This is a genomic window from Parasaccharibacter sp. TMW2.1882 (genome assembly GCF_023337635.1).
In the GTDB taxonomy this organism is placed as follows: Bacteria; Pseudomonadota; Alphaproteobacteria; order Acetobacterales; family Acetobacteraceae; genus Bombella; species Bombella apis.
The window spans coordinates 104,258-115,611 of sequence record NZ_NWUT01000002.1 but is presented as its reverse complement, the minus strand read 5'-3'; the positions used below and the strand labels follow the sequence as shown (position 1 = coordinate 115,611).

The window sequence follows — 11,354 nt, the reverse complement described above, 5'->3', positions numbered from 1 at the left end:
CCTTGCAGGCATCAGTGCGGTTGGGTGGTGGCAGGGTTCGGTGAGGAACCGGGCCCGGCAGCAATGGTGACCCTGCTGCCAGGGCGCAGATGGTTGACGCCATCTGTCACGACCTGGTCCCCTTCCTGGAGACCGGAAAGAATGACGGTATGGTGGTCATCGCTATAGCCTGTCTTCACGAGGCGGATGGCCACGGTCATGTCCTGCTGTACGGCATAGACAAAGGCACCGTCAGGGCCTGTCTGTATGGCATTGCCGGGCACGACGAGGGCGTCTTTCAGTGTCTGGACGAGGAGATGGGCATTGACGAACTCATTGGGGAAAAGCCGCTCCGTTTCGTTGGGGAAGATGCCGCGCAGGCGTACGGTCCCCGTAGCCGTATCAATCTGGCTGTCCAGCGCATTGACCGTCCCGGTAGCGAGGCGGCGGGTGTTGTCGCTGCTCCAGGCTTCTACGGTCAGGCTGGGATGGCTGTTCAGCTGGTCCTGCACATCCGGCAGGCTGTTCTGCGGCAGGGTGAAGATGATGGAAATGGGCTGCATCTGGGTCAGGGTTGTCAGCCCGCCGGATTGCCCGACCGTGACATAGTTGCCGGCATCCAGGGCACGGATACCCACCCGGCCATCCACCGGGGCGACGATGTGACAGTACAGGACATTCAGTGCGGCATTGCGGACATTGGCCTCGTCAAAAGCGACCTGCCCTTCAAGCTGCTGGACGGTGAAGGCCTGGTCCTGTGCCAGCATGGCCGATGTGGAGTTCTGCTTTATCAGCTTCTGGTAGCGGGCATTGTCCACACGGGCCTTGGCCAGCTGCGCACGGTCGGCGGCCAGGGTGCCCATGTACTGGTGCAGCGTGGCCTCATAGGGGCGGGGGTCGATCAGTTCCAGCTCATCCCCACGGTGGACGTGCTGCCCTTCCTGATAATAGACCGCCAGTATGTGCCCGCTGACACGGGGTGTGATGGTGACGTTGGTGATGGGGACAACCGTACCGAGCAGCTGGAGAATGACCGGCACATCGGCCCGGTGGGCAGCCTCCACGGCTACGGCCTGGGCGACGTCGCCATGGGCCATGGTGGTCTGCCCACCACCGGCATGAGGACGCAGGACAAGGAAAAGCAGGATGGCGACCAGGGCAGCCCCGATGATCCACCATTTTTTCCCCCTGCCGGGCTGCCGGGTTTCTGAAGCTGGGGCGGCGCTCATGGTCGCAGGGCACTCCTGTAGGCTGGGGAAACGGTGCATGACATGCACGTCATCGACATTATGTCAGAAAGTCCGGCGCATATTAAAGATGCTTGGCCAGAATTGCACCTAAACATTCGGCAGTCACAAAAATACCTTCCTCCTGAGGGGGGAGGACGGCTGTCCCCCTCTTGAAGAAAATCCATGAGGGTTACATATCTGCGGGGTGGCCCCGTCATGCAGTGCACTGGGGCCCACAGGTGAAACGGTGCATGGAAATGCATGGCGCTGATTGGGAGTGATGGAATGGTTGATACAACGTCGATGAAGGCCGAGGGTTTCGTGCAGGAAGCCAAAGGTCGGCTGAAGGACACGGTCGGTGCGATTTCTGGTGATGCTGCCATGCAGGCCGGTGGGAAGATTGACCAGCTGGGTGGTCGTGCCAAACATGAATTTGCGGATCTCTACGATGCCAATGAAAGCCGCCTGGAGGCTGTAGCCGCTTTCATTCAGGAGCGTCCTTTCGTTGCCCTGGGGATCGTTTCCCTTGTTGGGCTGGTGATCGGACGCCTCTTCTTCAGGAAGCGTGGCTGAAGCAGGGAACAGGAGGCCGGAGAGGGTTCATGCACTGGTATTACGAACGGGATGGTCGGGAGGTTGGGCCAGTATCGCAGAGCGAGATGGTGCGGCTGATCATTCATCGTCATATTCGGCCGCAAACCCTCGTCTGGCATCCGGGTTTCGGGAATGAGTGGCGTCCGGCCAGCAAGGCTGGGCTTGTGTCGCCTTCCGCCGGTGTGCGGCTGTTTGTCACCGTGGGTGGGCGGTCATCCACACGGGACGAAGGAGTGGCGGGAGCGGTGTCGTCCGTCTGGGCCTGGTTGATGCTGGTTCCCGGGCTGGTTGACCTTCTTCTTCTCGTTGTCGGGCAGCGGACACATTGGGCGGTCACGCCGGACCGGCCGGTAACGGGTGTCTGTATTTACGTCATCCTGTTTCTGACGCTGATAAAGGACCGCCAGACCTTGGCCCGGGCTGGGGTGAAACCTCCTTCTTTCTGGTGGTGGCTGTTCTTGCCGGGTTATTTCTGGTGCCGCATGAAAGTGCTGCGCCGTGGGGTGGTGCTGTTTGCTGCCTGCCTTTTCCTGGGCTTCCTGGAAGCCGGAATTCTTCTCTCCAATCCTCCACCGGGTTTTGAACCGCTCCTGAAGCTGAAACAGGCAGAAAAACCGGTTGCTTCGTCCCCTCGTGAGCTTCCCCGGCAGGATGGTCAGGCGTCTCATGGTGATGGAGGGTCCGGGGCATCTTCTGATGGAAGTCCGGACCAGAACGGGCATGTGGAGCTCTGACGGCCAGACGGCTTCTGTCTGTCCGGCCAGCAGGGCATAATTTTTCCTATTGACTCATTTTATTTCAAAAAAGGTCTTTCCTTTCGACTCGGAGTGATTCAGAATCGGCCTCACGTTGATGATGTGCCGTGTGAGGCGAGTGGAAGAAGGACCCGATGCCGGATTACAGCCTGGAAGAACAGTATGACGGGCTTGTAGCCGGTGTGGACGAGGTCGGCCGTGGCCCTCTGGCTGGGCCGGTCGTGGCGGCTGCGGTTGTGTTCCGTGCGCCACCATCTCCTCTGCTGTCCGGACTGCTGGATGACTCAAAAAAGCTGACGGCCCGCCGCCGGGAGAAGGCTTATGCCGCTCTGCTGGAGGATGATACGGTCTGTGCGGCTCTTGGTGCGGCATCCGTCCCGGAGATTGATCGGCTGAATATTGGTCAGGCCTGCCATCTGGCCATGCGGCGGGCCATGGTCCGTCTGGCCGAGGCGTTGGGAGAATGGCCCGCCGTTGCCCTGATTGATGGCAACAGGGCACCATCCCTGCCTTGCCGTGTGGAGACGGTCGTCAAGGGTGACAGCCGGAGTTTGTCCATTGCGGCAGCTTCCATCCTGGCGAAGGTCGTGCGGGACAGGCTGATGACCCGTCTCGCCATGCGCCATGGTAATTATGGTTGGGACCGGAATGCTGGTTATGGCACGGCACATCATCTGACGGGACTGAAAGAAGAGGGGATAACCCTCCATCACAGGCGCAGTTTTGCCCCTGTGAGACAGATGATCGCAGCAAAGGTTCACGCAGCATGAAAGCGGATATGCCCCTGAACAGGATTTTACGCGGGGAATGTGTGGAGGTGATGAAGACACTTCCGGATGCCAGCGTGAACTGCGTGTTTGCTGACCCTCCCTACAACCTTCAGTTGCGGGGAGAGCTTCGTCGCCCGGATGAGAGCGTGGTGGATGGCGTGGATGATGACTGGGACAAATTCACGGGCTATGAGGCTTATGATGAATTTACCCGTGCCTGGTTGGGTGAGGCACGCCGTCTGCTGCACAAGGACGGAACCATCTGGGTGATCGGCTCCTATCACAATATTTTCCGTCTTGGTGCGATCATGCAGGACCTGGGGTTCTGGATTCTTAATGACATCATCTGGCGCAAGTCGAACCCCATGCCCAACTTCCGGGGGCGTCGCTTTACCAATGCCCATGAAACGCTGATCTGGGCTGCCCGGGGGCCGGAGAGCAAATACCGTTTCAACTATCAGGCGATGAAGGCACTCAATGAGGACCTTCAGATGCGGTCGGACTGGTACCTGCCTCTCTGCACGGGGAATGAACGGCTGAAGAATGATCACGGGCTGAAGCTGCACCCGACCCAGAAGCCGGAAAGTCTGTTGCACCGGACCCTGCTGGCCGCAACGGTAGAAGATGATGTGGTGCTGGACCCGTTCTGCGGGACAGGGACTACCCCAGCCGTGGCCAAAAAGCTGGGGCGCCGTTATCTCGCCATTGAGAGGCATCCGGATTACATCAAGGCAGCAGAAGCCCGGCTGGAGCGGGTGGAAGTTCTGCCAGCAGACCAGCTGGAGATCACTCCGGCCAAACGGGAGATGCCCCGCATTCCATTCGGGTCTTTCGTGGAGAATGGCAGCCTGCCTGCCGGTACGGTGGTATATGATCGCCAGAAGCGGTTGAAGGCTCGTGTCTCACCGGATGGAACGCTGGTATCCGGCCAGCATCGGGGATCCATTCACAAGCTGGGGGCCCTGCTGACCAATGCGGCCTCCTGCAATGGCTGGACCTTCTGGTATTTTGAACGGGACGGGCAGTTCCTGTCCATTGATACATTGCGGCAGGAGACACATCTGCTGCGCCGAACTGCCTGAAAAACGGCTTTTCAGAGATGTGAAGGGGAGGGACGACGCATGGATTTTCTGGAGACACATACCGGGCTGGTCATTGCCGTCATAGCTTTGGTTTTTGCCATTCTGTTTCATTTCATCATCATGCGCCCGCAGAAGAAGTCCGCTTTTGTCTGTTTCTGTTGGGACCTGCTGATTTTTCTCATCTGTCTGGCGGGCATTTCCATCATCTATTATAGCGCTCTGCCGCTAATGGCTTCATCGTGACCATCCGGCAGCTGCCATGAAAAAAGCCCTTTCCGTTAGACCACGGGAAGGGCTTTTTTCATGATCAGTCATGCTTTGTGAAAACAAAGGAAGAGGCTCAGGGCGCAGTCCGAGGGGCTGGAGCTTTCTGCGGATGGGATGTGTGATGCACGATAGCGTGGGGCCTGCGCTGTGGGGCATGGGCTGTTCCAGTCCGTGCCGGAGGGGCTGCCGGCCCCCCGAAGCCCAGAAAGCCGACCGAGGGGACGGGCTGGCCCGGATTTTCCACAACAGGCGCAGGAGCACGTGCGGCAAGGCTGGCCTGGCCATTGACGGTAATATGGTTGCTGCTCTCATCATGCGTGGCGCTGGTGATGAGCTTGCCATCGGGGTTGTAGGTCCGCAGGGAAAGCAGCTGGAACATGATGTCATTGCGGCCAAGGTCTATGGCAAGGTCCAGAGGCGTCTGCTCCAGCACGTTGCGGGCATTGATGTCAGCACCACGGCTGAGGGCCTCTTTGGCGCCGATGAGTGACCCACGGTTGATGGCATCAAACAGGGCGGCTGTCGGGTTGATGTCCATCCGGGCATGGCTGTTGTCGCCGCTGTCCGTCTCTGCGCCGGGCAGGGCCGAAGGTGGCGCTGCACGTCGTGCATCCTTGCGGGCCTCGGCCTGTTTCTGGGCGTCCATGGCTTCCTGCTCGGCCTCGGCTTCATCGGCGGACTGGGCATGGGCCCGGTGTGGCAGAACCACAACGGAGGCAGCCGAAAGACCGATGGCGAAAGCGAGACGGGGCAGGAATGAACTCAATGGACGCATGATCGGGAACAGTGCTTTCTTTTCTACCAGCTACGGGGGACAGGCCGCAGGCATCATGTCAGGCAGTGGCAGGGCCTGTCAATTTCACAGGGTGACGGCACCACAGCATGGCCTGCTGCCGTTTTACCGTCCTTCACGCCACCAGCCAAGGCCCATCATGGCAAGAATGAGGATGAGGGCCAGCCATCCTGGCAGAAAAGCCGTGCTGGATCCGCCCGCTGCAAGGGCCGACTGATGCAGGGGCAGCCCTGCCCAGCCTGTTCCATGCAGGGGATGGCCTTCGGCGACCTGTCTGATCTCCGGGATGGTCCCTGTTCCGAGCCAGAACAGGCCACCACCGGAGCGGCTCACGAGGGAGGCCATCCTTGTGGCGGTACTGCGCAGGTCCTGGTCTTCCAGCGGGTTGGTTTCAGGCAGGGCCACGGTCGTGCTCAGCCCGCCCTGCTGGACGGTCCATATCCGGCCATTCTGCTCAGGCCGTGATGGCAGGGGCAGGCTGCCTGTCCAGATACCGTCACGCCCCGGCACGGGGGAGAGGGGAAGGACAGCATGATGGCCATCCGGGTCGATGATGTCAGCCTGAACATTGGCCAGAGGAGCCAGACTGGTGCGGCTGACATGCAGCTGCCCCTGCTCGATATGGGCGTCCAGCTGGTTTTCTTCCAGTTCCGGCTCCTTCATCAGCCAGTGTGAGAGGCGGCGCAGCAGTTCGGCCTGTGGTCCTCCACCTTTTTCTCCACGGGACCAGAGCCAGATCTGGTCTGAGAGAAGCATGGCCACACGCCCCTGTCCCTTCTGGTCCAGCACCAGCAGCGGTGCCCCTGAAGGTGTGGCCAGAAGGGTACGGCCCTGCGTCTGGTCCGTACGGAGTGCCCTGTACCATGGGCCCCATTCTTTGCCCCAGGGGCCCTGTTCCGGCAGGGCCTGCGTGACGGGATGGGACAGCCCGAGGGCGGTCCGTCTGGGGGAGAAGGGCTGTGTCATGATACCCTGTTCAGAGGGGACATGGGCAGGGAGGATGGCGCCGACAGGTGTATCCTGCAACGTGCCCGGCTGTGTCATTTCCGGCCCACCAACCACAAGCAGCCCACCACCCTTGCGGACATAGCGGGCAATATTTTCCAGATAACTCTCCGGCAGAATGTTCTGGTTGCGGAAGCCATCCAGAATGATGAGGTCGAAGCTGTTGATCTTTTGGGCAAAAAGCTCATGCGTGGGGAAAGGGATCAGGGCGAGGTCGGAGAGGGGGGTATCATCTTCCGTATCGGGGGATCGCAGAATGGTGAAGTGGACCAGATCAACAGATGGATCGGCCTTCAGCAGGGTGCGCCAGACACGGGCCCCCTGATTGGGTACACCGGAAACAAGCAGGACACGCAACCTGTCCCGCACGCCCTGAAGCTGGATGATGGTACTGTTGTTCCGCAGGGAAGCTTCACCCGGCAGGGGGGAGGCCGTGAGCTCCTTCAGGGTAAGCCCGGCATGGGTGACGGGGACATCCAGCTCCACGGGCTGGCCGCTCTTCGTATGGGCGAGGATGTTCGTCTGGCCGTCAGGGCCATGGTCCAGAATATCGACAGGCTGCCCGCCAGGCGTTCCCAGATCATCGACCTGAACACGGATATGGGCCGTCTGGCCGATGATGACATAAGGGGGGGCACTGAGAACCCGCAGCCGCCGGTCCGTTTCCTCCCCTCTGGCGGAAAGCAGGAGATGCAGGGGAATGATGCGGCCTGTCATGTCCTTGAGGGACGGGGGAAGCTGGTCGGGAATGTCGTGATCCATTCCGTCCGTGAGCAGGAAGATGCCTGCCGGATTGTTCAGGGAGAGGGCGGCATGGTCCATGGCGTCGAAAAGGCGTGTGCCCTGGCCATGCCCGCCAGAAACTTCCAGCTCATGGATTGTCAGGTCATGCAGTGCCCGGCCCTGGCGCAGCAGTTGGGCACGAGCCTGCTGGACAAGAGCTTTCCGTTGCCCGATGTCCATGGAAGGGGAAACATCCACCACGAGGAGGGCATCCTGTGGCTGGGTCTGCATGTGGGGGTGTATCTGCCGGGGGTTGGCCAGCCAGAGCAGCCCCAGCAGGATGGCACCCACCCGCCAGAGGACATCCCGCCTTCCGCGCAGGGCACCATAGAGACCAGGGAGCAGGCATAGGCCCGCCAGTGCTGCAAGCAGCCAAGGGGGCAGGAATGGTGCCCAGATGATGGAAGACAGGGCGTCCGTCATGGAGCCTCACTTTCATCAGCGTCATCAGGGCTGTCATCATCCCCGTTCCTGAGACGTTTCAGCATCTCTGGATAATGGCGCTGGTCGTTCTTGTAGTTGCCGGTAAGGGCATAGATGATGGTGTTGAAACCAAAGCGGTAGGCCAGTGTCCGCTGATTTTCGCCATCAGGAATGACGGCGAAAGGGTGCTCCCCATTCTGGTCAATGGCCCAGGCATGGGCCCAGTCTGCATTGCCGATGATGACAGGGCTTACGGTTTCGCTGTCATCATTGTTTCCCTGCCGGGCGACATAGACGGGCTGTCCAGCAATGCGACCGGGAAAATCGTGCAGCAGATAGAAGGTATGGGAGAGGGTGTGCTGGTCGGTCAGTCTGGCAAGCGGTGGGATGGGCAGTCCCTCCATGGCCTGTCTGAGGGCGGTGCGGGTAGCCTGGCCATCCGTACCGTCCATGGCGCTGCCTGCGCCCATCTCATCAATCAGGATCATGCCATTGTGCTGGAGGTAATGGGCAAGCGCTGTTTTCCCGGCTGGATCCAGATGGGTGCCGGGTATGACAGGCCAGTAGAGGAGAGGATAGAAGGCCAGATCATCCTGTCCCGGCACGACCCCTACGGGACTGTCCAGATGTGTGGTGCTGCGCTGGTTGAGGAAGTGCGTCAGCCCTTCAAGCCCCTGTTGGACTGCCTCATCCGTGTCTGCGTTACCGGTCTGGATATGGGCCAGACGGATGGCCAGAGCCGCAGGAGGAACAGGAGCCTGCGGGGCCGAGGCTGGTTGCCCCGTCGTAGCGGCCTGCAACTGCGTCACGATGAGCAGCCCGGCTCCCAGGGAAAGAGTGGCGTTGCGGGCCATGCGGAACAGTCCGGCCCGACCGAGGGAGAGGTAGAGGTCCAGCAGGATCAGCCCGAGGGCCAGCAGCATGAGGGGTGGCCAGAGGGGCTGTTCTGGCGTGGCCTGCCCTGCTGCCCTGATCGGACCGAGAGCGGCTTCATCTGCCATAGGGGGCTGATGGTCTGCCAGATTGAGTGGGTGATGCTGGGCAGCCCCTCCGTAGAATCCGGCCTGATGGAGGGCATCGACAGGCTGTTCTGTCGTGCTGGGCAGAGGGCGGATGGCGGGGGATGGCGGTACGAGGGTCTTGTCGAGAGTCAGGACCCGCCATGGCGCCAGGGCGTCCGAGGTGGTGTGATTGGTGCCTGTCTTTGTCTGCATGATGGGAGTACGGGTGATGAGACGTTCCATCATCTGGGGGAAAAGGCCGGAGAGTGGCAGGCTGGACCAGTCTGCCGTCGGGGTGATGTGGAAGAAGACGATCAGGCCGCCGCCTTCCTGCCGGGCAGTTACGAGGGGGGTGCCATCGGTCAGCGTGGCCCAGACATGCCGGGACAGGTCATCCGTGGGCTGGGCCAGAAGCTGACGGGATACGGTGGCGTCTTCGGGGATGGTCAGCCCGGCGAAAGGGGTGTCTGCCGGGAAGGGAGCCAGTTTCTGCGGGCTGCCCCACGACATGGGGCCCCCCAGTTGCCTCATGCCGGAGAGGAGGGGCACGGGCAGAAGAGCAGCGTCATCGTCTTTCATGGTCTGCTGGCTCTGGCGGGCCAGTTCCGGCCCTGCGAAGCGGATCAGGATGCCTCCTTTGCGGACCCAGCCGAGTATGTCGCTCAGCCCCGCATCGGAGAGTGTGCCATCCGTGGCGATGATGATGTCCGGGTGGCGGGGCAGGAGACTGTCCACAGTGCCCTCCTGATAGGGGATGACAGCCTGCAGGGCACGGGTCAGGTAGAAGCCGCTACCTGTCAGCGGTGCATCATCACCATTGATGTGCAGAAGGCCAACCCGGTGCTGGTCCGTCCTGCCGGGTAGAAGCACCATGCCCGCCGGACCGGAAACGGATGGCAGGCTGAAGGCATCGAAATGGTCCGGGTCAGGCAGGGTACGCCAGGTTCCGGTGGGAAGTGGCGTATCGGCCAGGACGGCGAAATGTCCGTCTTTTTCCAGCGTCATGCCCAGCAGGCGGCGTGTCTGCTCCGGGCAGTCGGGGAGTGTTTCCGCCTGTGCTGTTAGCTGGCTTTCCTGCCGGATGGAAAGACGGATGAGGTCGCAGCGGGGCCAGCGTACATCTTCGGTCCGGTGGGCAGGCTGAAGGGCGGCACGCAGGGCCTCATCCCCCGGCTGTGCCAGGCCATTGGAAAGTGCGATGACCGTTGCTCCATGCAGGTCCGGGGCGAGCGCCTGAAGCTGGCGGGCGAGGGTCTGCCGGTCCCCAGGCCATGTGTGGGGGGACAGACCGGCAAGAAACTGTTGCAGGGCAGTGCGGTCACCGGGCTGGAAGGGGCGAGGCATGTGGCCGTCCGCCTCTGGCGTGTTCAGCAGCAGGGTCACCCGCCCGCCGGAGCGGAGTGTGGCTTCTCCCAGAGCGAGGGCATTTTTTCTGCGGTCATCCCAGTGTGGGGTAGCCGCCCAGTCATCATCCAGAATGAGAACCAGTTTCTGCGGGGTCTGCTGGTCCTGTCCGGGGAGATGGAGTGGCCGGGCAAAGGCCAGAACGAGCAGGGCCAAGGCAACCATGCGCAGGAGCAGGAGCCAGAGCGGCGTGCGTGCGGCATCCTGCCGGACAGGCGAGAGCCTGCGGAGCAGGATGAGAGAGGGGAAACGCTGTTGCCGGGGGTGGGGAGGAATGGCCCGGACCAGCCACCACAGGGCAGGCAGGAGGAGCAGGAACAGCAGCAGGTAAGGGGAGAGAAGGATCATGCCCGCCCCCGCAGGAAGGTGTGGCAGTCCGCCAGGACAGGCAGGGCAGGATGGTCGGTGACATGGAGGCGGAAGAAGGGCGCCTGTCCCTTTCCGATCTTTTCAAGCTGGCTGAAATGTTCGGTCAATCGGGCCTGATAGGCCTCATGCAGGTTCTCCGTGGCCGGGAGTGTCAGGTCCGGTTCAGCCTCGCAGCTGGTAAACTGGACAGACCCGCTGAAGGGCAGGCGATGCTCCTGTGGGTCCAGCACGGCCAGCAGGGCGATGTGGCCGGGATGGGTGGCCAGCGGCGCCAGGCAATGCTGCACGGTGGCCTCTTTCCAAAGGAAGTCACTGACGAGCAGCAGAGCTGCATGAGGGGGAACAGCTGTCAGGCTGGGCAGGACCGCATCCCTGCCAGTATCGTCACGGGGAGGAAGCTGCATGAGAGCATGGGCGAGACGGGGCAAGGCCTGATGACCGGAAAAACGGGACCGGAAGCCAGGAATGCCCACATCCTCACCGCCCAGCAGGGCTGCCTGGCCAAGGGCCAGGGCATCAGCCAGAGCGGTGTCATGTTTGCTGGGCAGGCTGTTGGCAGATCGCCAGCGCATGGAGGCAGAGGGGTCAACCCAGATGAAAAGTGGCCGGGGGGCATGCTGCTCCCGCTCCCGAACCCAGAGCAGGTTTGGTTCCGGCGAGCGGGCAGACTGTTTCCAGTCGATCAGGGAGGCTGGTTCTGTTGGCTGATGGGGACGGAACTGCCAGAATTCATGTCCGTCCCCGGCTCTGCGGTTGCCGTGAGGGCCATTGCGCAGCTGCTTTGCCAGCCCTCGGGCTGAGAGAACCAGCTCCGGCAGGGAGACAGGCTGCGGGGCGGCATCACGCCCTTTGCGAGTGCCAAAAAACCGCTGGAAGAAGGAGGGTGAGCTGGCCATGTCC

General features: G+C 61.5%; 10 protein-coding genes. 5 read left to right on the top strand and 5 right to left on the bottom strand.

All coding sequences use genetic code 11. The features are described from left to right. Nucleotides 1–11: 11 nt before the first annotated feature. On the bottom strand, nucleotides 12–1,208 hold the full coding sequence (locus CO583_RS06145; protein ID WP_248630624.1) for an efflux RND transporter periplasmic adaptor subunit: 1,197 nt from the start codon (nucleotides 1,206–1,208) through the stop codon (nucleotides 12–14). A 261-nt stretch (nucleotides 1,209–1,469) separates the two neighbouring features. Between CO583_RS06145 and CO583_RS06140 the strand changes: the two genes are divergently transcribed. The 5 genes from CO583_RS06140 (at nucleotide 1,470) to CO583_RS06120 (ending at nucleotide 4,652) form a co-directional block, all read left to right on the top strand. Next, nucleotides 1,470–1,781, top strand: coding sequence for a CsbD family protein (locus CO583_RS06140; RefSeq protein WP_227449673.1), 312 nt, complete (start codon nucleotides 1,470–1,472; stop codon nucleotides 1,779–1,781). A gap of 29 nt (nucleotides 1,782–1,810) precedes the next feature. Beyond that, nucleotides 1,811–2,536, top strand: a complete 726-nt coding sequence (locus tag CO583_RS06135) for a DUF4339 domain-containing protein (RefSeq protein ID WP_248630623.1) — start codon at nucleotides 1,811–1,813, stop codon at nucleotides 2,534–2,536. 155 nt (nucleotides 2,537–2,691) lie between these two features. Continuing rightward, on the top strand, nucleotides 2,692–3,327 hold the full coding sequence (locus CO583_RS06130) for a ribonuclease HII (RefSeq protein ID WP_081562861.1): 636 nt from the start codon (nucleotides 2,692–2,694) through the stop codon (nucleotides 3,325–3,327). Next, entirely contained in the window at nucleotides 3,324–4,409 is a 1,086-nt protein-coding gene (locus CO583_RS06125; RefSeq protein WP_043557870.1) for a DNA methyltransferase, read from the top strand. The genes CO583_RS06130 and CO583_RS06125 overlap by 4 nt, the downstream gene beginning before the upstream one ends. A 39-nt stretch (nucleotides 4,410–4,448) precedes the next feature. Then, a complete protein-coding gene (locus CO583_RS06120; protein ID WP_043557871.1) occupies nucleotides 4,449–4,652 on the top strand; it encodes a hypothetical protein in 204 nt (67 codons plus the stop codon). 97 nt (nucleotides 4,653–4,749) lie between these two features. Here CO583_RS06120 and CO583_RS06115 read toward each other — a convergent pair whose 3' ends face one another. From CO583_RS06115 to CO583_RS06100, 4 genes are all read right to left on the bottom strand, one after another. Further along, on the bottom strand, nucleotides 4,750–5,451 hold the full coding sequence (locus CO583_RS06115) for an ankyrin repeat domain-containing protein (RefSeq protein WP_248630622.1): 702 nt from the start codon (nucleotides 5,449–5,451) through the stop codon (nucleotides 4,750–4,752). 123 nt (nucleotides 5,452–5,574) lie between these two features. Further along, nucleotides 5,575–7,680 (bottom strand): glutamine amidotransferase, encoded by a 2,106-nt coding sequence (locus CO583_RS06110; RefSeq protein WP_154981246.1) that lies wholly within the window; start codon nucleotides 7,678–7,680, stop codon nucleotides 5,575–5,577. Beyond that, on the bottom strand, nucleotides 7,677–10,433 hold the full coding sequence (locus tag CO583_RS06105) for a DUF4159 domain-containing protein (RefSeq protein WP_248630621.1): 2,757 nt from the start codon (nucleotides 10,431–10,433) through the stop codon (nucleotides 7,677–7,679). The genes CO583_RS06110 and CO583_RS06105 overlap by 4 nt, the downstream gene beginning before the upstream one ends. Beyond that, nucleotides 10,430–11,350, bottom strand: a complete 921-nt coding sequence (locus CO583_RS06100; RefSeq protein ID WP_248630620.1) for a DUF58 domain-containing protein — start codon at nucleotides 11,348–11,350, stop codon at nucleotides 10,430–10,432. Before CO583_RS06100 ends, CO583_RS06105 begins: the two co-directional genes overlap by 4 nt. Between the last annotated feature and the right edge of the window lie 4 nt (nucleotides 11,351–11,354).

Excerpts from the sequence above, each read along its gene's own strand:
- CO583_RS06145 (WP_248630624.1), bottom strand. The coding sequence starts at position 1,208 with ATGAGCGCCGCCCCAGCTTCAGAAACCCGGCAGCCCGGCAGGGGGAAA.
- CO583_RS06140 (WP_227449673.1), top strand. The coding sequence starts at position 1,470 with ATGGCGCTGATTGGGAGTGATGGAATGGTTGATACAACGTCGATGAAG.
- CO583_RS06135 (WP_248630623.1), top strand. The coding sequence starts at position 1,811 with ATGCACTGGTATTACGAACGGGATGGTCGGGAGGTTGGGCCAGTATCG.
- CO583_RS06130 (WP_081562861.1), top strand. The coding sequence starts at position 2,692 with ATGCCGGATTACAGCCTGGAAGAACAGTATGACGGGCTTGTAGCCGGT.
- CO583_RS06125 (WP_043557870.1), top strand. The coding sequence starts at position 3,324 with ATGAAAGCGGATATGCCCCTGAACAGGATTTTACGCGGGGAATGTGTG.
- CO583_RS06120 (WP_043557871.1), top strand. The coding sequence starts at position 4,449 with ATGGATTTTCTGGAGACACATACCGGGCTGGTCATTGCCGTCATAGCT.
- CO583_RS06115 (WP_248630622.1), bottom strand. The coding sequence starts at position 5,451 with ATGCGTCCATTGAGTTCATTCCTGCCCCGTCTCGCTTTCGCCATCGGT.
- CO583_RS06110 (WP_154981246.1), bottom strand. The coding sequence starts at position 7,680 with ATGACGGACGCCCTGTCTTCCATCATCTGGGCACCATTCCTGCCCCCT.
- CO583_RS06105 (WP_248630621.1), bottom strand. The coding sequence starts at position 10,433 with ATGATCCTTCTCTCCCCTTACCTGCTGCTGTTCCTGCTCCTCCTGCCT.
- CO583_RS06100 (WP_248630620.1), bottom strand. The coding sequence starts at position 11,350 with ATGGCCAGCTCACCCTCCTTCTTCCAGCGGTTTTTTGGCACTCGCAAA.